We start from the raw sequence: 22809 nt of genomic DNA on the forward strand, positions 1-22809 counted from the left end.
GAACCAGGCCGAATTCAGGGGCAAACCTACCGAGGACGGGTGGAGCCCCAGCCGCTTCGACGGGCTCACCGACTTCATTTTCAGAACACGCAAAGGCCGACCGGCAAAAGCCCTAAGCTGCCGAACGGTCTTTGTTGGCCTTCTCAGATTTGGCCAGCAAGGCGCGAGCTTCTTTCTCGTGTACCTTGACCTCGTCGAGGTTGGCCATCAGGTCGGCCAGCTGTTCTTCGAGCTGGCGCTTGTGGTCAGCCAGCACGGTGAGGAACTTGCGCAGCTGCGGCCCGGTGTCGCGCGGGCTGTCGTACATGTCGATGATTTCCTTGGCCTCGGACAAAGACAGACCGAGCCGCTTGGCGCGCAGCGTGAGCTTGAGTCGGGTGCGATCGCGCGCGCTGTAGACCCGGTTGCGACCGCCCGGCCCTTCGCGCTGCGGCTGCAGCAAGCCCATATCTTCATAGAAACGGATGGCGCGCGTGGTCAGATCGAATTCACGGGCCAGGTCGCTGATGGTGTGGGTTGCAGGTGTCGCCATGGCTGGGGGATGGGTACCAGGAAAAAGGCCTGTCTGGCATCGGACAGCGCACAGGCACAGCGCTCCGTAGAATGCACCGCAGATTGACGTTTACGTCAACGTCATTCATCTTAACGGAATCCAGCCGACATGACCGCACCCACCAAAGACGCGCTTGAGAGCCGCCTGCACTACCCGCAAGGCGCCGCGCTGCCCGAGCCAGGTCGCGCGCTGGTGGTCGCGCCAGGCGTGAAATGGATCCGCATGACGCTGCCATTTGCGCTCGACCACATCAATCTCTGGCTGCTGCGCGATCAGATTGACGGCGTCCAAGGCTGGACGGTGGTGGACTGCTGCATTGCGCGCGATGAAGCCAAAGTGCAATGGGAACAGGTATTCGCCAACGAGCTCGACGGCCTGCCGGTGCTGCGTGTGCTGGTCACCCACATGCACCCGGACCACATCGGCCTGGCCGACTGGCTGTGCGAAAAATGGCAGGTGATGCTGTGGTCCAGTGCCACCGACTACAACGCCGCGCGCATCGCCTCGCAGAGCACCACCGGCTTCGGTGGTGAAAGTGCGATGGTCTTCTTCGGCACGCATGGCATGACCGATCCGGACGATCTGGAAAAGATTCGCCAGCGTGCCGGCTACTACCGCAACCTGGTGCCCAGCGTGCCGCGCCAATACCGCCGGATCATGGACGGGCAACTGGTTCGCATCGGTGGTCGAAACTGGCGCTGCATCAGCGGCTACGGCCACGCGCCAGAGCACATCGCGCTGTACTGCGCAGACATCCAGACGCTGATCAGCGGCGACATGGTGCTGCCGCGCATTTCCACCAACGTGAGTGTGTATGACGTGGAGCCCGAAGGAGACCCGCTGGCCCTGTTCCTGGAATCGCTGGACCGCTACCTGCCCTTGCCCGCCGATACGCTGGTGCTGCCTTCGCACGGCAAGCCGTTCACCGGGCTGCACGAGCGCATCCAGCAACTCAAGGACCACCACCGCGACCGCCTGGCCGAAGTGCACGAAGCCTGCCAGCAGGCGCCTTGCAGCGCGATGGACATGATCCCCGTGCTGTTCACCCGCGCACTCGATCTGCACCAAACCACCTTCGCCATGGGCGAAGCGGTCGCACATTTGCACCGGCTCTGGTTCGACGGTCAATTGAAACGCGAACGCTGTGGCGACGGCATCTACCGATTCAGCGCCACCTGATCCACCGAGCTTTGCTGCGACACGCGCAGCGGAAGAGGACCAGGGTCACAGGGCCAGCCGACGGGCCGCCCCAAGGCAGGTCCAGCCTTCTCGGGGCGCAGCGACGGAGCGTGGGAGTCACAGGGCCAGCCGCGGGGCCGCTCCAAGGCAGGCCCAGCCCCCTCGGGGGGCAGCGACCCGCGCAGCGGTGGAGCGTGGGGGTCCTCCTACTCGCCCAGCGGCACCGCCGCCTGCCGCAACGCGCGACGCCGCTGCTGGTGATCCGGCATGACGCTGGCGACCACCTCCCAGAACTGCGGGCTGTGGTCCATGTGGCGCAGGTGGCTGAGCTCGTGCACCACCACGTAGTCCACCATCTCCATCTTCAGGTGAATCAACCGCCAGTTCAGGCGGATGCACCCGTCGGCACTGGCGCTGCCCCAGCGGGTGCCGGCGCTGGACAGGCGCAGCTTCTGGTAGCGCACACCCAGCTGGGGTGCGAAGTGGTCGAGCCGCTCAGCAAACACGCGCTTGGCCTGGCGCATGAGCCAGGCTTGTGCGGCGTCGCGGATCTGGGCCTCGACGGCGTTGTGCGCCAGCCCCAGCCGCAGGCGTGCGGTCTCATCGCCCGTACCGGGTTCCAGCACCGCCCCCACCTGGGCAAAGCCATGCGCCGGGTCCAGCACCAGTTGCACGCGCTGACCCAGAAAATCGAAGAGCGCTCCATCGGTCCAGACGGTGCGCGCCTGCGCCAGATCGTCGGCCCGAGTTCGGGCCTGCTGCAGCTTGTCCAGCACCCACTGCGCCCTCTCGTGCAGCATGGCCTCCACTTCGCCCAGCGGCGTCCAGCGCGGCGCACGCACGCTCAGGCCTTCGGGGCCGACCGACAGGCCAATGGTGCGGCGCTTGCCGCGCTTGAACTCGTAGGCCACCTCGCACGATGGCAGGCGCAACAGGCGGTTGGCACGCGGATGATGCCAGGTACCGGGCGCAAAGACCTGGCTCAAGGGCAGGGTCGGCACCGACGGCAGCGCGCTGGCGGACGGCTGCTGGGCGGGCGGCGCCACAGGCACGTCGAACAGCAGGGAATCAACCCGCCCGGCGCTGGGCGTGTCGGCGACCGGCGAGCGGCGCACACGGCGCGAGCGCTGGGGGCGAGGCACCGGTGCCGGCGCGGGCTCCATGCCCAGCAAGTCCAGCGCCAGTTGCACGAAGCGCCGCATGGCGATCAGCTGGCCACTGGCGCGGCATAGGCCGTGGGATCGAGCCGGCGCATCTCGGCTTCGATCCAGGCTTCCACTTCACGCATCAGCTCATCGGGCTGGCGCCCCGCGCTGGGTATGGGCTTGCCAATCGAGAACTCCACCGTGCCGGGCGTCTTGATGAAGGCCTTGCGCGGCCAGCACTTGGCCGAGGTGACCGCGATCGGAATCACCGGCGCGCCGGTGGCGATCGCCAGGCGGGTGCCGCCACTCTTGTAGACCCCTTGCTGGCCGCGCGGGATGCGCGTGCCTTCGGGAAACATGATGACCCAGGTGCCCTGGTCAAGCAGGCGCTGGCCCTGGGCCACCACCTTGTTGAAGGCCTCGGCGCGCTTGCTGCGGTCGATGTGGATCATGTCCATGCGGCCCATGGCCCAGCCGAAGAACGGCACATAGAGCAGCTCCTTCTTGAACACATAGGCCAGCGGATGCGGCATCAGCGTGGGCATGCAGAAGGTTTCCCAGGTCGACTGGTGCTTGAGCAGCAGAATGGCCGGCGCTGTGGTGGCCACCGGCAGGTTTTCGAAACCGATGATGTGGTTGCGAATGCCCAGCAGGATCTCGCCACTGCGCACCGCCACGCGCAACCAGCCCACGCACATCCAGTAGACCCGGTCGCTGCTCAGAAAGGGCGCTGCGATCACCACCGCGAGCCCCCACGGGATCACGGTCACCATCATGAACAGCATGTGAAGCAGGGAGCGCAGCAGGTTCATGAGGTGGTGACTTGTGCTGCGGGCAGCGTGGGGGTCTCGGCCGCTTCCTGGGCCAGCAGCCAGTCGGCGAAAGCGTCCAGGTCGTCGTGCACCCGGGTGCCACGGGGCAGATCGGGCGCGAGCACAGCCAGATCGGCATCGGCGCCCAGGCCGACGCGGCCCCGCAGGTGCTCGGACTGCCCGGTCAGCAGCAGGTGGGCCGGGCAGCCAGCCGCCGCCGCGGCCTGCACATGGCGCAATGCATTGCCCGCCGCAGGCAAACTGGACAGCGGCACGCCGAAACGCTCCGCGATCTGATGAAACAGCCCAGGTGCCGGCTTTCGGCAGGCGCAGCCGTCTTCAGGCGCGTGCGGGCAGAAAAACACCGCATCCACCCGGCCACCCACCGCCGCCAGCTGGCGGTGCATCTTCGTGTGGATCGCGTTGAGCGAGGCCATGTCGAACAGGCCGCGGCCAATGCCGCTCTGGTTGGTCGCCAGCACCACATGCCAGCCGCCCTGGTTGAGTCGGGCCACCGCCTCCAGCGCCCCAGGCAAGGCCTCCCACTCATCCGGCGAGGCCACGTAGTCGTCGCGGCTGCGGTTGAGCGTGCCGTCGCGATCGAGGATCAGGAGTTTCTGCAGGCGTTCGGGCATGGGTCTAGCGTAACCCGTCGCTCGCGCGGCGGGTGGTTCCGAAGTGACAAATCGGCGCCAACACCGGCCCTCAGCTCGCCAGGCGCGAGAGGTCGGCCACGCGGTTCATCGAGTCGTGGAGCTGCTTGAGCAAGCCCAGGCGGTTGGCTTTGAGCGCCGGATCGTCGGCGTTGACCATCACGCCGTCAAAGAAAGCGTCGACCGGGCCGCGCAGTGCAGCCAGGGTTTGCAGGCTGGCGGTGTAGTCACCCGCTTCGAACTGCGCGTTGGCGGCGGGCACGGTGGCCTGCATCGCCGCATGGAGGTCTTTCTCAGCCTGCTCCTGCAGCAGCCTGTCCTGCACCACAGCGCCCTCGCCTTCGGACTTTTTGAGGATGTTGCTGATTCGCTTGTTGGCGGCTGCGAGTGCGGGCGCTTCGGGCAGAGCGGCGAAGGCGCGGACGGCAGCGAGGCGCTGCGGAATCGAAGACCAGAGACCGAGCTGTCGCGCGTAGATTGCTGCATCCACTTCGGCGCCGGAAAACCCGGTCTCGCGCAAGTAGCCCTTGAGGCGTTCGATGAGGAACTCGTCGAGCTCAACGCTCTTGTCTTGCAGCCTGGCCGCAGGGAAAGCAGCGAGCGCCTGGCGCGTGAGTTCATGGAATTGCAGAGCCAATCGACCTTCGATCAGCATGCGCACAACGCCAAGCGCATGCCGCCGCAGCGCGAACGGGTCCTTGTCCCCGGTGGGCAGATTCCCGATGCCGAACATGCCAACCAGCGTTTCCAGCTTGTCCGCCAGCGCCACCACCACACCGGTGATGCTGCGCGGCAATTCGTCGCCCGCGAAGCGGGGTTTGTAGTGGTCTTCGATGGCGAAGGCGATCTCTTCGCTCAGGCCATCGTGGCGAGCGTAGTAACCGCCCATGATGCCTTGCAGCTCGGGGAATTCACCCACCATGTCGGTCACGAGGTCGGTCTTGGCCAGGCGCGCGGCCAGCAGCGAACGCGCCGCCAGCTCGGGGCCGCCCAGCTGCAGACCGATGGTCTCGGCGATGGCGCAGACGCGCTCCATGCGCTCGCCTTGTGTGCCCAGCTTGTTGTGATAGACCACCTTGGACAGGGCCGGCACGCGGCTCTCCAGCGTCTTCTTGCGGTCCTGGTCAAAGAAGAACTTGGCGTCGGCCAGGCGCGGACGCACCACGCGCTCGTTGCCACCGATCACCGCGCTCGCGTCGGCCGGGCTGATGTTACTGACCACCAGAAACTGGTTGGTCAGCTTGCCCTGCGCGTCCAGCAGCGGAAAGTACTTCTGGTTGGCCTTCATCGTGAGGATCAGGCACTCGGGCGGCACATCGAGAAACTGCTTGTCGAATGTGCACACCAGCACATTGGGCCGCTCGACCAGCGCGGTCACTTCGTCGAGCAGCGCGTCGTCCTCGATCGGTTGGCACCCGCCGCCCACCTGGGCAGCAGCCGCGGCCAGCTGGCGCGCAATGTCGGCCTTGCGATCGTCAAACGACGCGATCACCGCGCCGTCTTGGGCCAGCGTGGCGGCGTAGCTGTCAGCGTCCTTCAGCACCACCGGGTCCACCGCCGCTTCAAAACGGTGGCCATGCGTGGTGTTGCCCGCCGTCAGGCCCAGTGCCTTCACCGGTACCACATCCGCGCCATGCAGCGCCACCAAGCCGTGCGCCGGGCGCACAAACTGCACGCTGCTCCAGCCGGGCAGCTCGCAATCGGTTTCCAGCTGGTAGGTCATGACCTTGGGAATGGGGAGTTTGCCAAGGGCTTCGTCCAGGGCCTTTTGCAAGCCCACCGCGAGATCGACGCCGGGCACCACGCTGTCATAGAACAGCGCCTCGGCCTTGCCGTCGATGGCGCGCTTGAGTCCGGCCACCGCAGACGCTTCGGCACCCAGCGCACCCAGGCGCTTGAGCAGCGCGGGCGTGGGCGCACCGCTGGCGTCCAGGCCCACGCTCACCGGCATGAGCTTTTGCGACACGGCTTTGTCGGCAGCTCGCACGGCCACGGCCGTCACGTGCGCGGCCAGGCGGCGCGGCGAAGCGAACGGCGTAATCACCGCATCCGCAGACGCCAGTCCCTGGACCTTGAGTTGTTCGCCCAACACACCGGCAAAGGCATCACCCAGCTTCTTGAGCGCCTTGGGCGGCAGCTCTTCCACAAACAGTTCGACGAGGAGGTTCTTGATTGTTGTTGTCATGACGGGGGCTTTTGCGCTCACGCGGCCTTTTTGCTCATCTGCTCAACCCACTCGCGCGGCGCCATGGGAAAGCCCAGGCGCTCGCGGCTCTCAAAGTAGCTCTGTGCCACGCTGCGTGCCAGGTTGCGGATGCGGCCGATGTAGGCGGCGCGCTCGGTCACGCTGATGGCGCCGCGCGCATCCAGCAGGTTGAAGCTGTGTGCGCATTTCAAGACCTGCTCGTAGGCGGGCAGCGCCAGCTGCTGCTCCATCAGGTGTTTGGCCTGCTTTTCATGCGCGTTGAAGGCGGTGAACAGAAAGTCGGCGTCGCTGTGCTCGAAGTTGTAGGCGGATTGCTCTTTCTCGTTTTGCAGATAGACGTCGCCATAGCTGAGCGTCGAGCCGTCGGCGCGCTTCGTCCACACCAGGTCGTAGACGTTGTCCACGCCTTGAAGGTACATGGCCAGGCGCTCCAGTCCGTAGGTGATCTCACCGGTGGCGGGCTTGCAGTCGATGCCGCCGACCTGCTGGAAGTAGGTGAACTGGGTCACTTCCATGCCGTTGAGCCAGACCTCCCAGCCCAGGCCCCAGGCGCCCAGCGTGGGGTTCTCCCAGTCGTCTTCCACAAAGCGGATGTCGTTCTTCTTGAGATCAAAACCCAGGGATTCCAGCGAGCCGAGGTAGAGCTCCAGGATGTTGGCCGGTGCGGGCTTGAGCACCACCTGGTACTGGTAGTAGTGCTGCAGCCGGTTGGGGTTCTCACCGTAGCGGCCGTCTTTCGGGCGGCGGCTGGGCTGCACGTAAGCGGCTTTCCAGGGCTCGGGGCCGAGCGCGCGAAGAAACGTGGCGGTGTGGCTGGTTCCCGCGCCGACCTCCATGTCGTAGGGCTGCAGCAGCGCGCAACCCTGCGCGTCCCAGTAGGACTGCAGTTTCAGAATGATTTGCTGGAAGGTCAACATGCGCGGAGAGGGCCGGCGGGGGCCAGGGACGGGTGGGGATGATCGGTCTGTCTGCCCGGACGCACGCTGGCGGCATGCGGTCGGGTAACCCTCGATTTTACGGGCCGGACTTCGTCGCTCAGCGCCGCCGCTTGACGCGCCGGCGCATCGAGCCCATCAACAGCACCAGCGTGATGCAGGCGACCCAGACCGGGGTGAGCCCCCAGCGGCCGGCCCAGCGGGCAAACGGGGTGGTGCCGCTTCGACCTTCCACGCTGGCGGCGAGCCGGTCGCGTGTGAGGCGCGGCAAAGCGTAGGTGACCACACCGCGGTGGTCGATCACCGCAGTGGCACCGGTGTTGGTGGCGCGCAGCATGGGGCGACCGAGCTCGAGCGAGCGCAGGCGGGAGATCTGCAGGTGCTGGTCGATCGCCACCGTGTCGCCAAACCAGGCGATGTTGCTGAGGTTGATGAGCACCGTGGGCGCCACATCGGGCGCCCGGAAGTAGGCCGCCAACTCCTCACCAAACAGATCCTCGTAGCAGATGTTGGGCGCCACGCGCTGTCCAGCGACGGACCAGGCCGCCTGCGGCAGGGCGCCACGGCTGAAGTCACCAAGCGGGATGTTCATGAGCTGGGTGAACCAGCGAAACAGCGGCGGGATGAACTCGCCAAACGGCACCAGGTGGTGCTTGTCGTAGCGATAGAACGCATCATCCGGCAAGGGTGCGGCACCTGCGCCCTCCTGCGCCAGCCGGGCCTTGGCACTCGCCGCAGCCAGTGCGTCCAGCCCCCACGCGGAGTTGGTGTAGCCCTCGGTGTAGCTGCCCAGCGGCAGGCCGATGAGCGCTGCCACGGGTGCGGTCGCGTCGGATTGCGCCAGCGCGTTGAGCAGTGGCGGCCAGAAATCTGGGCCGAGCTGGGATGGCAACAGAGGCACCGCCGTTTCGGGAGCCACCACCAGCTGAGGCCCCTGACCGGGATCAGCCGCCGCTGCAGCCACCGCCTGCACCACCTGTTCAGGGTACCAGGCCAGTGCCTGCGCCATGCCGGTGCCGGCTACAAACTTCTGATCCTGGGCGATGTTGCCCTGCAACAGCCAGACTCGCAACGGCCCAGCGCTGGTGGTGTGGCGCTGGCCGTCGGGCAGCCAGCGGCCGCCCATCCACAGGGCCAGCAAAGCCAGCGCAAACAGCGCGACCCGCAACGGTTGCTGCGCACCACCCCACCCCGCCTGTCGCACGTCGCGCGGGGCCGATGGGCCGCGCCGCACGGGCTGGGACAAGCGCACCGGGCGCGTGAGCCAGCCGTGCGCAGCGCGCAGCAGCGCGGTGACGGCCGAGCCAAGCCCAAACGCCACCAACGCCGCCACGGCACCCATGCCGTACACGCCCACCCAGGGAGCCCAGGCCGCGAGACTGTCCACATGGGCGTATCCCACTGAGCCCCAGGGGAAGCCGGTGAACCACTGGGCCCGCATCAGTTCGGCCAGGGTCCACAGCGCCGCAAACAGCACCGCCTGCGCCCAGCGAGGTCGTGGCGCCAGCAAAGCCAGCGCACCCATCGCTGCCGCGTAGTACAGCGCGAGTGCGCCGGCCAGCGCCAGCACCGCGAATGCCGCCAGCCAGGCGGCCAACCCGCCGTAGGTGTGCATGGACACGAAAAGCCACCAGAAGGTGCCGGTCAGCCAGGCGGTGGTGAACACCCAGCCGCGCCATGCTGCCACGCCCATGCGGGAAGACTGCTGCAGCGCCAGCACGAGCAGCACCATGGCCAAGAGCTGCAACGAACCGCTGGGCTCTCCGGGCACCAAACCCCCGGGGCTCCACGACCGCAGCGGCCAGGCCAGCGCGGCGGCCTGCAGCGCCCCTCCCATCAGGCAGACGATCAGCCAGAACAGGCTTGCCAATACGCTGCCGCGCCGCGGCGGCAAACCGCTCAGCGGGGCGAAGGTAGACGGCGTGTGGAGATTGCCAAACAGGCTGCGCATGGGTGTGGTACGGATCGACCCGCGCGCTGTTGGTGCCTCAGGTGCTGGACGGCACGGGCATGACCTTGAACCACTTCACCGCACCACCCTTGGTGTGCAGCACGATGAACCGTAGCCCCTCGATTTCATGAATTTCGCCGCGCTTGGGCACGTGGCCCATGGTGTGCGCGATCAGGCCCCCGATGGTTTCGAACCCGTCTGCGGGCAACTTGACGCCAAAGGACTCGTTGATGCGTTCAATAGCCGTGTCTCCACCTACGCGCCAAGTGCTGTCGGCCAGAGAAAAAATGTCACCTTCGTCTTCCGCTTCGTCGAACTCGTCCTCGATCTCGCCGACGATTTCTTCCAGCACGTCCTCGATCGTGATCAGGCCAGCCACACGGCCGAACTCGTCGATCACGATCGCCAGGTGGTTGCGGTTGCCACGGAACTCGCGCAGCAGATCGTTGAGGCCCTTGCTCTCGGGCACGAAGGTGGCCGGGCGCAGCAGGGCGCGGATGTTGAGCTCGGGCGCGCGCTGCAGCTTGAGCAGGTCTTTGGCCAGCAGGATGCCAATAATGTTCTCGGTTTCGCCCTCATAGACGGGGAAGCGCGAGTGTGCGGTATCGATCACCAGGTGCAGCAACTCTTCGTAAGGCGCCTCGATGTTGAGCACGTCCATGCGGGGGGCTGCCACCATCACGTCGCCGGCCGTCATGTCAGCGATGCGGATCACGCCCTCGAGCATGATGCGCGACTCGGCGTTGATGATGTCGTTGTCCTCGGCGTCCGCGAGGGTCTCAATCAGCTCGTCTTTGGAGTCGGGTCCGGGGTGGATGAATTCTGCGAGTCGCTGCAGGAAACCACGTTTGTCTTCTTGCCGCAGGCTGCGCTGCGGCCCGGGACTGGGAGGGGTGTCGGCCACTGAAGGAATGCGTTGTTACAACAGGTGTTGAGGATACCGCATGCCCCACGCCGGGCGCAAAGGCTACCGTCGATGGCCTGACTCAGCCCAGCAAACGCTCGCGGGCTCCCTGGCGGATCGCCTGCAGCTGATCCAGCACGCGCCAGAACTGCCGCACCTGGGACTTGAGGTGGTAATCGGTGAGCGCCATCTGCTGGTCCATCATCTCGGTCACGCGCGAGTCGAAGTCGGCTGGAGGCAGACGCAAGTGAGCCTCGCTCTCGGAGCCATCGCGCTCGATGAGCGCACCGGCGTTGCGCGCGATGCGCAGCATGGCGGTGTTTTCAGACAGGGCGTGGATGAACAGCATCTGCACCCCTTCATTGCGGGCATGCATGACCGCGCGCTCGAACAAACGACTGCCGTAGCGTCGTCCGCGAGCGTGGTGGGCCACGGACACACCGAACTCGGCGCAGCTGGTGCATGCCGGGTCAACCGAAAAGGCCAGGTGGGCCATGGCGATAAGTTCAAGCTTGCGGTTGAAGATGCCGAACAGCTCGTCGCGCTCGAAGTTCAACTGGGCCACGTAGCGCTGAATCTGCTCGTCATTGGCAGCGTAGCCAAATCGCAGGTAGCGGTCGTGCGGTTCCAGCGCCACCAGGTGGGCGGCAATGCGCTCGCGGTGCGCTGGCCCCATCGAGCGGATCGGAACCATGACCGAGGACGGCGAGAGACCTTCGCTCGGCGGCGCGCCGGCGGCCACATCGCGGCGACCGAGCGCGGACTTCAACCAGGAGAGAGGATGCACCATGCGGATCAATATAAGGGTTTTCCCTAGATCCACAACGACTGACGCCCCTAATCCCCAGTCTGGTCCGACAGGCGGGACATGGCACCACGGCGGTGCGTGAAGTTTGTCACCACTTACACGGGAAGCACCGTGGTGCTTTTGACCCGGTCCATCACGAAGCTGCTGCGGCAGTCCTGCACGCTGGGGTGTTTCAGCAAGGTGTCCATCATGAAACGCGAGTAGGCGGCCATGTCGGCCACCATCAGCCGCAGCTGAAAGTCCATCTCCCCGGTGAGTGCCACGCATTCGACCACCTCGGCCCAGCCCATGACACTGGCACGAAACTCGTCCATGGGGTGGCGCTTCGCGTGTTCGGCGTGCTTCTCCAGCCGAACGTTCACATAAGCGGTGAGCCCCAGGCCCACGGCTTCAGGCCGAACCAGGGCCACGTAACGGGCGATCACCCCGGCGTCTTCCAGCCGGCGCACGCGCCGCAAGACCGCGCTGGCCGACAGGCCAACGGCCTCTGCGATCTGGTCGAAGGTGGCGCGGCCATCCGCCTGCAGGCTGCGCAAAATATGCCGATCGAGCTTGTCAAGTGCTTGCATCATCGACATTTTGCATGTTTCATTCGTTTGGGAACCTCATGGCGCCCCGAAACGCCGGATTTTTGCCTCCCTGTGGTTTTAAAGTACCTGATCGCGCGCCGTTCGGCGCTGTTTTCATCAGGAGACCGCCCATGAACGCCCCTTTGCCTCAGAACGCCACCGCGCCAGGCTCCGACTGGCCCAACCCCATGGGCACGGCCGGCTTCGAATTCATTGAGTACGCAGCCCCCGATCCGGTGGCCATGGGTGCGCTGTTCGAGCGCATGGGTTTCACCGCCATTGCGCGACACCGGCACAAAGCCGTGACGCTCTATCGCCAGGGAGAGATCAACTTCATCATCAACGCCGAGCCCGACAGTTTCGCGCAGCGCTTTGCCCGCCTGCACGGCCCCAGCGTCTGCGCCATCGCCTTTCGCGTGGCCGACGCCAAAGCCGCCTACGAGCGCGCGATTTCACTCGGCGCCTGGGGCTACGCGCAGGCCGCCGGCCCGGGTGAGCTCAACATACCGGCCATCAAGGGCATTGGCGACTCCATCATCTACCTCATCGACCAATGGCGCGGCAAGAACGGCGCCCAGACCGGTGACATTGGCAACATCGGCTTTTTCGATGTGGACTTCGAACCCCTGGCTCCCAACTCTGGCGCCTGCCTCAACCCGGTGGGTCACGGCCTGACCTACATCGACCACCTCACGCACAACGTGCACCGTGGCCGCATGGATGAGTGGGCTGGCTTCTACGAACGACTGTTCAATTTTCGCGAGGTGCGCTATTTCGACATTGAGGGTCAGGCCACCGGCGTCAAGAGCAAGGCCATGACCAGCCCCTGCGGCCGCATCCGCATCCCGATCAACGAAGAAGGCAACGAAAAGGCCGGGCAGATCCAGGAGTACCTGGACCGCTACCAGGGAGAAGGCATCCAGCACATCGCCATGGGCTCGACCAATCTGTACGAGACGGTCGACGCCCTGGAGCTCGCCGGGGTGAAGCTGCTCAATACCAGCGACACCTACTACGAGCTGCTCGACAAGCGCATCCCCGGGCACGGTGAAAACGTGGATGCGCTGAAATCGCGCAACATCCTGGTGGACGGCAAGCCGGGCGAGTTGCTGCTGCAGATCTTCAGCGAGAACCAGCTCGGGCCGATCTTTTTCGAATTCATTCAGCGCAAAGGCAACGAGGGCTTTGGCGAAGGCAATTTCAAAGCCTTATTTGAGACGATGGAGCTGGACCAGATCCGCCGCGGCACATTGGAATCCCCGACAAAAGGCGCATAGCGTCGTTGCTCGGGCTTGCCGTGGCGATGCCACTGTCTGCGCCCTCACGCCTCGCTCTGCACCTTTTTCGGGAATTCTGTGTGGCACCTGGGCTGAACCTCATTGGAGAGTCTGATGGCCGTTGAACCTGTTGTGTATGGCGCCAGCGAGCGCCCTCCGCGCGGCGACTACGCCCGCGCGCGCGACGACTACACCTGCCCGCAAAACTGGTCGGCTTACACCGAGGCCGACCACGACACCTACCGACGTCTTTACGAGCGGCAGTCGGCCCTGCTGCCCGGCCTGGCCTGCGACGCGTTCGTCGACGCCTTGCCATCGCTGGGGGTGAAAGACCGCATTCCCCAGTTCGAGGAAATCAACGAGCGACTGACGCCGGTGACGGGCTGGGAGATCGTGGCGGTCCCTGGACTCATTCCCGAGCGGCCGTTTTTTGAACTGCTGGCCAGCCGGCGCTTTCCGGTCACCGACTGGATCCGCAAGCCCGACGAGTTCGAGTACATCGTCGAACCCGATGTATTCCACGACCTGTTTGGCCACGTGCCGCTGCTGTTCAACCCAGTGTTCGCCGACTATGTACAGCGCTACGGCGCAGGTGGGCTGAAGGCCGACGACCTGGGAGCTGGCGAACTTTTGTCACGCCTATACTGGTACACCATCGAGTTCGGGCTGATCCAGCAAGCTGACGGCCTTCGGGCCTACGGCGCCGGCATCCTGAGTTCCAGTGGCGAACTTTGCCACAGCGTCACCAGCACTGCGCCGCAGCGCATTGCGCTCGATCTCCAGCGCTGCATGCGCACCCGCTACAAGATCGACGACTACCAGGCCACCTACTTCGTGATCGACAGCTTTCAGCAGCTGTTTGACATGACCGCGCCAGACTTCACCGCGCACTACGCGGCCGTGCGCTCCGCCGGCGACCTGGCGGCTGACGCCACCATCGCCAGCGACTCGCGCATCACCCTGGGGTGAAAACCCAGCGCCACGTGTGCCACTCCGGGCACGTGGCGGTTGTCCGCGCCTTCCAGGAGGGCTGTGGAGGCCGGAAAGACGATGTTGTCGGCATTCGAATACCAGCAGGTGAACCGCTCATAAGGTGCATCACTCCCCGCCTTCTCGCGCTCGGCCAAATTCGCCAGCCAAGCGTGGTTACGACGCATTTGCTGGCCGTTCGGCACGTGGCTGAACTGGCCCAGCCAAGTCCCGTGATGCGGGGTGCCAATGGTGATGACCCGCTGCACTCGCTGCGCAGCATCTGGCGTGGACGACCACCAGGCCCGCGCGGCCAATCCGCCCATGCTGTGGCAGATCAGCACCGGCGGCTGGCCAGACAACGCTTCGGCGCGGCGCACCGCCTCCTCGATCAACGGAACATAGGCCGGGATCGATCCAAACACAGGCTCCAGATTGACCGAGGTGTAGGGAACGCCGAGCGCGCGAAGGGTTCGCATCCAGGGCAGCCAGAATCCCCGGTTGCACACAAAGCCGTGCACGAAGACCACCGCGGGCGGCTTGGCTGGATCGGCGTTGCGCTCACTTGCGTCGGGCCATGTTTGCCAGCGAAACGGCTGGCGCCAGGCAAACACGACGGGCGCGACCCGGACCTCTTGCCACCACGCACGCAGCAGGGTTGCTGCATTCGCCGCCGGGACCGAGTCGCCCCGATTCACCCGCGCCACCGTCACAAACTCGAGCGCCAGCACCAGCGCGTAGCCGAGCAGCAGCAGGGCCGCACCACCCAGGGCCAGCAGCGGCGAGGCAGCCCAGACAGCCATGCCCCAGGCCAGCGCCAGACCAAAAGCACTGAATGCGAGCAGCTGCTGCAGACGGGCCAGGGAGGAGCACGCATGCGGCGCGTGCAAGTGCGCATCAGACGGGGCAGGTTTGGCATTCATTGAATGACTATCTCATGGGTGCTCCACCCTCGCCTGTGTCCGACTAGGGTCACCCGCCTAGGCAATCCGTTGCGGACAGGTCTAGACTGATAATGCATGACGACCGAGAGCCGTGCCGCCGACCAGATTCGCCTGCAACTGCAGCGGGTCAGTCACCTGCGCGATCAAGCCCAAAGCGCGGGCATGGCGAGCGCAGTTCACGAGGTCAAACAGCTTCAGGCCCGACGCTTTCGAGCCACCTACAGCGACTTTTTGCAGTCCCCGCGCCATGCTGCGGCGACACGCTTCTTTCTGGAGGAGTTGTACGGCGAGCACAACTTCACCGAGCGAGATGCTCAGTTTGGCCGGATAGCGGGGGCGATCGAACGTCTGTTTCCCGAGGCCGTCGGCCAGCTTGCTGTCGACCTGGCCGAAACCCATGCGCTCACTGAGACCCTGGACCACGAAATGGCCGGACACTGGATGGACTTGGGCAGCGACTGTGGCTACGCGGAACGCTATGTGCGCTGCTGGCGGCTGACCGGGCAACCTGAGCAACGCTTGCGGCAGCTGGCGGTGGTGCAGCACATGGGCCGCGAGCTTCAGCGCCTGACCCGCAGCCGCTCGTTGCTGCTCGCTCTGAAGATGATGCGGCAGCCTGCGCAGGTGGCTGGTTTGTCGTCCCTGCAACAGTTTCTCGAGCGCGGTTTTTCTGCCTTTGCTGGCCTGGGCGACGCCAGCGACTTCCTCGCTGCAATCCAGGGCAGGGAATCGCGCTGGCTCGCCTCAATGTTCGACGATGAACCCGCACATTGCGAGGCTGCGCTGACTCAGGAACTCAGCAAGGCCTGAGACCTGTGCTTTGGGTGACATCGGCCTAGGGCAGGCCCTGAGCCGACGTCCTCGCTGAGACGCGAGAATCGGAGCATGCAGACGACCACGACCTCCGCGCCCATGAATCATTCCTGGCTCGATCACTATCCAGCAGGGGTTCCGCACAGCGTCAATCCAGAGCAGTACCGGTCACTGGCCGAACTGCTCGAGGAATCGTTGCGCAAGAACGCCCGGCGGCCGGTTTCGGTCTGCATGGAGCAATGGATGAGCTACGGTGAGCTCGACGAACACAGCAGCAGCTTGGGGGCGTGGCTTCAGGGGCGCGGCCTGGAGCCAGGCGCTCGTGTGGCCATCATGCTGCCCAACGTACCGCAGTTTCTGGTGGCCATGGCGTCGGTGGTGCGGGCCGGCTACACGGTGGTCAACGTCAACCCTTTGTACACTGAGCGCGAACTGGAACACCAGCTCAAGGACTCGGGTGCCGAGGCGATCATCATTCTCGAGAACTTCGTGACCACCCTGCAAGAAGTGATCGACCACACCGCAGTGCAACACGTGGTGGTGGCGAGCTTGGGCGACCTGCTTGGCTTCTGGTACGGGCGCTGGATATCGTTCGCGGTGCGGCATCTGGCCAAGATGGTGCCGGCCTACAAGCTGCCAGTGGACGGCCCCCGCGGCGAGCGGACCGTCGCAAGTTTTCGTCAGGTACTGGACGAGGGAAGCCGTCTGCCACTGAAGCCCAGTGCCACCAACCTGGACAGCATTGCGTTTCTGCAGTACACGGGCGGCACCACCGGGCTTTCCAAAGGCGCAGTCCTCACGCACAGAAACATCATCTCCGCCATATTGCAGGCTGAGGCATGGTTTCAGCCCGCCCTGGCCAAGGTGGGGGACCCGCGCGAGACCAACTCAGTGGCTGCGTTGCCTCTGTATCACATTTTCGCGCTCACGCTCAGCCTGCTTTCGATCCGCTGGGGCGCACACATGACGCTCATTCCCAACCCGCGCGATGTGCCCAAGCTGGTCGAGACACTGAAACGCCGACCCTTCCACCTCCTGCCTGCGGTGAACACCTTGTTCAACGCCCTGCTCCAGAACTCTGCCTTCCGCGACCTCGATTTTTCCTCGCTTGCGCTTTCGCAGGCGGGGGGCATGGCGGCCTCCGAAGGCACGGCGCGCCAGTGGCTGGCTGTGACCGGTTGTCCCATGATTGAAGGTTGGGGCATGAGCGAGACCTGCGCGATCGGTACCAACAACCCAGTGATCAGTCGTGAGTTCAGCGGCACCATCGGCTTGCCGTTGCCAGGTATCCGAATCGCGATCAAGGACGACGAAGGGAAGGATGTCGCAACGGGTACCCCAGGTGAGATCTGCATCGCTGGCCCAAACGTCATGATCGGCTATTACAAACAGCCTGAGGAGACGCGGGCCGCCTTCACCGACGACGGGGTCATGAGGACGGGAGACATCGGCGTGATGGATGAGCGCGGTTACACGCGAATCGTCGATCGGAAGAAGGACATGATTCTGGTTTCTGGCTTCAACGTCTTCCCGAATGAATTGGAGAATGTGATCTCACTTTGTCCAGGAGTGGTCGAATGTGCGGTCGTGGGTGTGCAGGACGACAAACAGGGTGAAGCGATCAAGGCATTCGTCGTGCGCAGTGACGCTTCGCTCACTGAGGAAGACGTAGCCCGTTTTTGCCATGACAACCTCACCGGCTACAAGCGCCCGAAGTACATCGAGTTTCGCGACGAACTGCCTAAGACCAATGTTGGCAAGATCTTGCGGCGCGCGCTTCGCGATTCGTGATGTTCGCGGCGAACGAGGCACTTGCCCGCGCGGGCGTCACTGTGCTCGAAAGGGGCTGGCTGTCCGCGAACAACATCGTGGTTCGAGGCAGTGGCCCCACCGCATTGATAGACAGCGGGTACTACATTCACGCCCCTCAGACGGTGACGTTGGTGGAACAGGCCTTGAGCGGTCGATCGCTGGATTTCCTGCTCAATACCCACCTGCACAGCGACCACTGCGGAGGGAACGCTCTTCTGCAAAGCCACTTTACGACCTGCCAAACGCTGATTCCACCAGGCATGGCTGACGCCGTTGCGGTGTGGGATGAGGATGCGCTGACCTACCGACCAACCGGGCAGGTGTGTCCCCGTTTTTCGTTTGATGGTGTTTTGCATCCTGGTGAATCGATTCGGCTCGGCGACCACCAATGGGAGATTCATGGAGCAAAAGGGCATGACCCCCACTCTGTTGTGTTCTTTGAGCCTGCGAGCCGCGTATTGGTCTCCGCAGATGCCATGTGGCAGAACGGATTTGGGGTGGTATTTCCGGAGCTGGACGGTATGGAGGCCTTTGGCGAGGTGGGTGAGACGCTGGATGCAATTGAGTCTCTGAAACCTTTGGTCGTGGTTCCGGGCCATGGGTCAGTGTTTGAAGACGTGGCTCCAGCCCTCGCTCGTGCTCGAAGTCGACTGGAGATGTTCGCCAACTCACCCGAAAAGCACCTTCGCCACGCTTTGAAGGTGCTGATCAAGTTCCGCTTGATGGAATGGCAGCATATTGGTCGCACCGCACTGCTGGCGTGGGCACAACAAACGCCCTATCTTGTCAGGCACATGCCCGAGGGACAGAACAATCAGTCGCTCTGGCTGGATGAGGTGCTCTCTCAGCTGGAGACGAGCAAAGCACTGAAGCTCGAGGGTGATCGCGTCCTGAACGCCTGAGCAGCACATCTAGCCGCTGGTGTGTGTCCGCCGGCAGATACGCCCTTTTCAACCACTGAGATGCAGGCGCAGAAAAGACCAAAGCCCCGAATGCGTGAAGCAAACGGGGCTTTGGAGGCTGTAAGAGTCTGACAATGACCTACTTTCACACGGGAACCCGCACTATCATCGGCGCAAAAGCGTTTCACGGTCCTGTTCGGGATGGGAAGGAGTGGTACCACCTTGCTATGGTCGTCAGACATAAAGGGTTGTTCGAACAGACTGCTCTGTTCAAACGAATTCATAGAGTTTCGAATCAGCTTCTTTGATTGCCGCCAACGATCGGACAGTTCATATTTGACTGTCATCGGGCATAACTGACATTTGAACCTGATGATTGCTCATCAAAGTTATAGGGTCAAGCCGCACGAGCAATTAGTATCAGTTAGCTTAACGCATTACTGCGCTTCCACACCTGACCTATCAACGTCCTGGTCTTGAACGACTCTTTAGGGGGCTCAAGGCCCCGGCAGATCTCATCTTGGAACGAGTTTCCCGCTTAGATGCTTTCAGCGGTTATCTCTTCCGCACTTAGCTACCCGGCAATGCCACTGGCGTGACAACCGGTACACCAGAGGTGCGTCCACTCCGGTCCTCTCGTACTAGGAGCAGGCTTCCTCAAATCTGCAGCGCCCACGGAAGATAGGGACCAAACTGTCTCACGACGTTTTAAACCCAGCTCACGTACCTCTTTAAATGGCGAACAGCCATACCCTTGGGACCGGCTACAGCCCCAGGATGAGATGAGCCGACATCGAGGTGCCAAACACCGCCGTCGATATGAACTCTTGGGCGGTATCAGCCTGTTATCCCCAGAGTACCTTTTATCCGTTGAGCGATGGCCCTTCCATACAGAACCACCGGATCACTATGTCCTGCTTTCGCATCTGCTCGACTTGTCAGTCTCGCAGTTAAGCACGCTTATGCCATTGCACTATTAGCACGATGTCCGACCGTACCTAGCGTACCTTCGAACTCCTCCGTTACACTTTGGGAGGAGACCGCCCCAGTCAAACTGCCTACCATGCACTGTCCCCGATCCAGATAATGGACCTAGGTTAGAACCTCAAACACACCAGGGTGGTATTTCAACGTTGGCTCCACAAGATCTAGCGACCCTGCTTCAAAGCCTCCCACCTATCCTACACAGATCTGTTCAAAATTCAATACAAAGCTACAGTAAAGGTTCATGGGGTCTTTCCGTCTTTCCGCGGGGAGATTGCATCATCACAAACATTTCAACTTCGCTGAGTCTCTGGAGGAGACAGTGTGGCCATCGTTACGCCATTCGTGCAGGTCGGAACTTACCCGACAAGGAATTTCGCTACCTTAGGACCGTTATAGTTACGGCCGCCGTTTACTGGGACTTCGATCAAGAGCTTGCACCCCATCAATTAATCTTCCAGCACCGGGCAGGCGTCACACCCTATACGTCCACTTTCGTGTTTGCAGAGTGCTGTGTTTTTAATAAACAGTCGCAGCCACCAATTTTTTGCAACCCGTTCGTGCTCAGATGTTCTCATCACACTACAAGGGCACACCTTCTTCCGAAGTTACGGTGTCAATTTGCCGAGTTCCTTCTCCAGAGTTCTCTCAAGCGCCTTAGAATACTCATCTCGCGCACCAGTGTCGGTTTGCGGTACGGTCAATTACAAGCTGAAGCTTAGTGGCTTTTCCTGGGACCTCGTTCAGTTACTTCGCGAGCAAGCTCGCTCGATCAATGGCCTCGGTATATGACACGCGGATTTGCCTACGTATCGCCTACATCCATCTAAACCGGCACTTCCAACCGCCGGATAACCTATTAAGATCCGTCCCCACATCGCACTTGTAATCGGTACAGGAATATTGACCTGTTTCCCATCAGCTACGCATCTCTGCCTCGCCTTAGGGGCCGACTCACCCTACGCCGATGAACGTTGCGTAGGAAACCTTGCGCTTACGGCGAGGGGGCTTTTCACCCCCTTTAACGCTACTCATGTCAGCATTCGCACTTCTGATACCTCCAGCATCCTTTACAAGACACCTTCACAGGCTTACAGAACGCTCTCCTACCACTTGCAATAAATTGCAAATCCGCAGCTTCGGTAACTGGCTTAGCCCCGTTACATCTTCCGCGCAGGACGACTCGATCAGTGAGCTATTACGCTTTCTTTAAATGATGGCTGCTTCTAAGCCAACATCCTGACTGTTTTAGCCTTCCCACTTCGTTTCCCACTTAGCCCGTTTTAGGGACCTTAGCTGGCGGTCTGGGTTGTTTCCCTCTTGAGTCCGGACGTTAGCACCCGGTGCTCTGTCTCCCAAGCTGTACTCGTCGGTATTCGGAGTTTGCCTTGGTTTGGTAAGTCGCCATGACCCCCTAGCCAAAACAGTGCTCTACCCCCGACGGTAATACTTGAGGCACTACCTAAATAGTTTTCGGAGAGAACCAGCTATTTCCAAGTTTGTTTAGCCTTTCACCCCTATCCACAGCTCATCCGCTAATTTTGCAACATTAGTCGGTTCGGACCTCCAGTACCTGTTACGGCACCTTCATCCTGGCCATGGATAGATCACTTGGTTTCGGGTCTACACCCAGCGACTGAATCGCCCTATTCGGACTCGATTTCTCTACGGCTTCCCTATTCGGTTAACCTTGCCACTGAATGTAAGTCGCTGACCCATTATACAAAAGGTACGCAGTCACCCCTTACGAGGCTCCTACTTTTTGTAAGCATGCGGTTTCAGGATCTATTTCACTCCCCTCCCGGGGTTCTTTTCGCCTTTCCCTCACGGTACTTGTTCACTATCGGTCGATGATGAGTATTTAGCCTTGGAGGATGGTCCCCCCATATTCAGACAGGATTTCTCGTGTCCCGCCCTACTTGTCGTTAGCTCAGTACCACACGTCTCTTTTCACGTACAGGGCTATCACCTTCTTTGGCCGACCTTTCCAGATCGTTTCGTTAAGAGTCGTGCTATCACTAACAGGCTTCTCCGATTTCGCTCGCCACTACTTTCGGAATCTCGGTTGATGTCTTTTCCTCGAGCTACTGAGATGTTTCAGTTCACCCGGTTCGCCTCGCATGACTATGTATTCATCATGCGATACCTACTGCTAGGTGGGTTTCCCCATTCGGAAATCTCCGGATCAAAGCTAATTTGCCAGCTCCCCGAAGCTTATCGCAGGCTATCACGTCCTTCGTCGCCTATCATCGCCAAGGCATCCACCACATGCTCTTATTCACTTGACCCTATAACTTTGACGTCTTGCGCAAGCTTTCCAGCCCGGCAAAACTTCATCATCACATCTCAAGCAAATGTCTGTCAGGTCTTTCACCTGACGCGTTATGCCGTTTCAATTCATATCTTTCGACTAAATTGAATATTCGTTGACGCAATCAAAAAATGTTGCTGATGGCACGGTGCGCACGAAACCTTTACGAATGTACGCTTTCCATCAGCAACGCTGATTCGACTCTATGAATTTTTAAAGAACAGCCGTGATTGCCTTGCAGCAATCTATTGAACGATAGATACCGAACAACTTCAAAACACTCTGAATGCACAAAGTATTTTGAAGTTGAGTATGACCTCAAGTTTTGGATGGTGGAGGATGACGGGATCGAACCGACGACCCCCTGCTTGCAAAGCAGGTGCTCTCCCAGCTGAGCTAATCCCCCGGGTTTCGCTGCGGAACGACGAGCACTTGGTGGGTCTGGTTGGTCTCGAACCAACGACCCCCGCCTTATCAAGACGGTGCTCTAACCAACTGAGCTACAGACCCAAGCCGGTCACTGAAGCCCTGGCTAACCAGATCTTCGGCGACTTCCTTCCAACAACCGATAAGTGTGAGCGTTTGAGCTTGATTGCTCTTTTCCAGAAAGGAGGTGATCCAGCCGCACCTTCCGATACGGCTACCTTGTTACGACTTCACCCCAGTCACGAACCCCGCCGTGGTAAGCGCCCTCCTTGCGGTTAGGCTACCTACTTCTGGCGAGACCCGCTCCCATGGTGTGACGGGCGGTGTGTACAAGACCCGGGAACGTATTCACCGTGACATGCTGATCCACGATTACTAGCGATTCCGACTTCACGCAGTCGAGTTGCAGACTGCGATCCGGACTACGACCGGCTTTATGGGATTGGCTCCCCCTCGCGGGTTGGCTACCCTTTGTACCGGCCATTGTATGACGTGTGTAGCCCCACCTATAAGGGCCATGAGGACTTGACGTCATCCCCACCTTCCTCCGGTTTGTCACCGGCAGTCTCATTAGAGTGCCCAACTGAATGTAGCAACTAATGACAAGGGTTGCGCTCGTTGCGGGACTTAACCCAACATCTCACGACACGAGCTGA

General features: G+C 62.0%; 17 protein-coding genes, 2 tRNA genes and 3 rRNA genes. 6 read left to right on the forward strand and 16 right to left on the reverse strand.

Annotation, left to right across the window (positions count from 1 at the left end; all coding sequences use genetic code 11):
* Positions 1-112 precede the first annotated feature (112 nt).
* The gene (locus tag QUV25_RS15360; protein ID WP_300865210.1) at positions 113-532 is read right to left on the reverse strand and encodes a MerR family DNA-binding transcriptional regulator; all 420 of its coding nucleotides are present in this window, start codon (positions 530-532) and stop codon (positions 113-115) included.
* 129 nt (positions 533-661) lie between these two features.
* Here QUV25_RS15360 and QUV25_RS15365 point away from each other — a divergent pair, with 129 nt between their 5' ends.
* Entirely contained in the window at positions 662-1732 is a 1071-nt protein-coding gene (locus QUV25_RS15365) for an MBL fold metallo-hydrolase (RefSeq protein ID WP_300865211.1), read from the forward strand.
* 206 nt (positions 1733-1938) lie between these two features.
* Here the strand turns inward: QUV25_RS15365 and QUV25_RS15370 are convergent, their stop codons facing one another.
* The 9 genes from QUV25_RS15370 to QUV25_RS15410 all read right to left on the reverse strand — a co-directional run bounded on the left by QUV25_RS15370 (position 1939) and on the right by QUV25_RS15410 (position 11715).
* Positions 1939-2934 carry a SprT family zinc-dependent metalloprotease gene (locus QUV25_RS15370; RefSeq protein WP_300865214.1) on the reverse strand — a complete coding sequence of 332 codons (996 nt, stop codon included), beginning with the start codon at positions 2932-2934 and terminating at the stop codon, positions 1939-1941.
* Positions 2935-2939: 5 nt separating this feature from the next.
* The gene (locus QUV25_RS15375; RefSeq protein WP_300865215.1) at positions 2940-3689 is read right to left on the reverse strand and encodes a 1-acyl-sn-glycerol-3-phosphate acyltransferase; all 750 of its coding nucleotides are present in this window, start codon (positions 3687-3689) and stop codon (positions 2940-2942) included.
* Positions 3686-4324 carry a D-glycero-beta-D-manno-heptose 1,7-bisphosphate 7-phosphatase gene (gene gmhB / locus QUV25_RS15380; protein WP_300865217.1) on the reverse strand — a complete coding sequence of 213 codons (639 nt, stop codon included), beginning with the start codon at positions 4322-4324 and terminating at the stop codon, positions 3686-3688. Before gmhB ends, QUV25_RS15375 begins: the two co-directional genes overlap by 4 nt.
* A 70-nt stretch (positions 4325-4394) precedes the next feature.
* Positions 4395-6527, reverse strand: a complete 2133-nt coding sequence (gene glyS / locus QUV25_RS15385; RefSeq protein ID WP_300865218.1) for a glycine--tRNA ligase subunit beta — start codon at positions 6525-6527, stop codon at positions 4395-4397.
* 17 nt (positions 6528-6544) lie between these two features.
* Positions 6545-7465: a glycine--tRNA ligase subunit alpha gene (gene glyQ, locus QUV25_RS15390; RefSeq protein ID WP_300865219.1), complete on the reverse strand. Its 921-nt coding sequence runs from the start codon at positions 7463-7465 to the stop codon at positions 6545-6547.
* Positions 7466-7583: 118 nt separating this feature from the next.
* Positions 7584-9434, reverse strand: coding sequence for an apolipoprotein N-acyltransferase (lnt, locus tag QUV25_RS15395; protein WP_300865221.1), 1851 nt, complete (start codon positions 9432-9434; stop codon positions 7584-7586).
* 37 nt (positions 9435-9471) lie between these two features.
* A complete protein-coding gene (locus QUV25_RS15400; protein WP_300865222.1) occupies positions 9472-10338 on the reverse strand; it encodes a transporter associated domain-containing protein in 867 nt (288 codons plus the stop codon).
* 82 nt (positions 10339-10420) lie between these two features.
* Positions 10421-11128 (reverse strand): GNAT family N-acetyltransferase, encoded by a 708-nt coding sequence (locus QUV25_RS15405; protein ID WP_300865223.1) that lies wholly within the window; start codon positions 11126-11128, stop codon positions 10421-10423.
* Positions 11129-11241: 113 nt separating this feature from the next.
* Positions 11242-11715 carry an Lrp/AsnC family transcriptional regulator gene (locus QUV25_RS15410; RefSeq protein ID WP_300865256.1) on the reverse strand — a complete coding sequence of 158 codons (474 nt, stop codon included), beginning with the start codon at positions 11713-11715 and terminating at the stop codon, positions 11242-11244.
* Positions 11716-11846: 131 nt separating this feature from the next.
* Between QUV25_RS15410 and hppD the strand changes: the two genes are divergently transcribed.
* Both hppD and phhA read left to right on the forward strand, forming a co-directional pair.
* Positions 11847-12992, forward strand: a complete 1146-nt coding sequence (gene hppD / locus QUV25_RS15415) for a 4-hydroxyphenylpyruvate dioxygenase (RefSeq protein WP_300865224.1) — start codon at positions 11847-11849, stop codon at positions 12990-12992.
* A 114-nt stretch (positions 12993-13106) separates the two neighbouring features.
* Entirely contained in the window at positions 13107-13961 is an 855-nt protein-coding gene (phhA, locus tag QUV25_RS15420) for a phenylalanine 4-monooxygenase (RefSeq protein WP_300865225.1), read from the forward strand.
* Here the strand turns inward: phhA and QUV25_RS15425 are convergent.
* A complete protein-coding gene (locus QUV25_RS15425) occupies positions 13883-14884 on the reverse strand; it encodes an alpha/beta fold hydrolase (RefSeq protein WP_300865226.1) in 1002 nt (333 codons plus the stop codon). The genes phhA and QUV25_RS15425 overlap by 79 nt on opposite strands.
* Positions 14885-14980: 96 nt before the next feature.
* On the opposite strand from QUV25_RS15425, the gene QUV25_RS15430 reads away from it, so the two are divergent.
* The 3 genes from QUV25_RS15430 to QUV25_RS15440 all read left to right on the forward strand — a co-directional run bounded on the left by QUV25_RS15430 (position 14981) and on the right by QUV25_RS15440 (position 18432).
* Positions 14981-15715 carry a hypothetical protein gene (locus tag QUV25_RS15430; RefSeq protein ID WP_300865228.1) on the forward strand — a complete coding sequence of 245 codons (735 nt, stop codon included), beginning with the start codon at positions 14981-14983 and terminating at the stop codon, positions 15713-15715.
* 102 nt (positions 15716-15817) lie between these two features.
* On the forward strand, positions 15818-17509 hold the full coding sequence (locus tag QUV25_RS15435) for an AMP-binding protein (protein WP_300865257.1): 1692 nt from the start codon (positions 15818-15820) through the stop codon (positions 17507-17509).
* The gene (locus tag QUV25_RS15440; RefSeq protein WP_300865230.1) at positions 17509-18432 is read left to right on the forward strand and encodes an MBL fold metallo-hydrolase; all 924 of its coding nucleotides are present in this window, start codon (positions 17509-17511) and stop codon (positions 18430-18432) included. Before QUV25_RS15435 ends, QUV25_RS15440 begins: the two co-directional genes overlap by 1 nt.
* A 126-nt stretch (positions 18433-18558) precedes the next feature.
* Here QUV25_RS15440 and rrf read toward each other — a convergent pair.
* From rrf to QUV25_RS15465, 5 genes are all read right to left on the reverse strand, one after another.
* A 5S ribosomal RNA gene (rrf, locus tag QUV25_RS15445) occupies positions 18559-18671 on the reverse strand.
* Positions 18672-18825: 154 nt separating this feature from the next.
* Positions 18826-21704 (reverse strand): 23S ribosomal RNA (locus QUV25_RS15450).
* Between the two features lie 353 nt (positions 21705-22057).
* Positions 22058-22133: transfer RNA gene (locus tag QUV25_RS15455), tRNA-Ala, on the reverse strand.
* Positions 22134-22160: 27 nt separating this feature from the next.
* Positions 22161-22237 (reverse strand) — tRNA-Ile (locus QUV25_RS15460).
* Positions 22238-22333: 96 nt separating this feature from the next.
* Positions 22334-22809: ribosomal RNA gene (locus QUV25_RS15465) — 16S ribosomal RNA — on the reverse strand; the annotation flags it as partial.

The organism is Hydrogenophaga sp., assembly GCF_030373245.1.
GTDB lineage: Bacteria > Pseudomonadota > Gammaproteobacteria > Burkholderiales > Burkholderiaceae_C > Hydrogenophaga.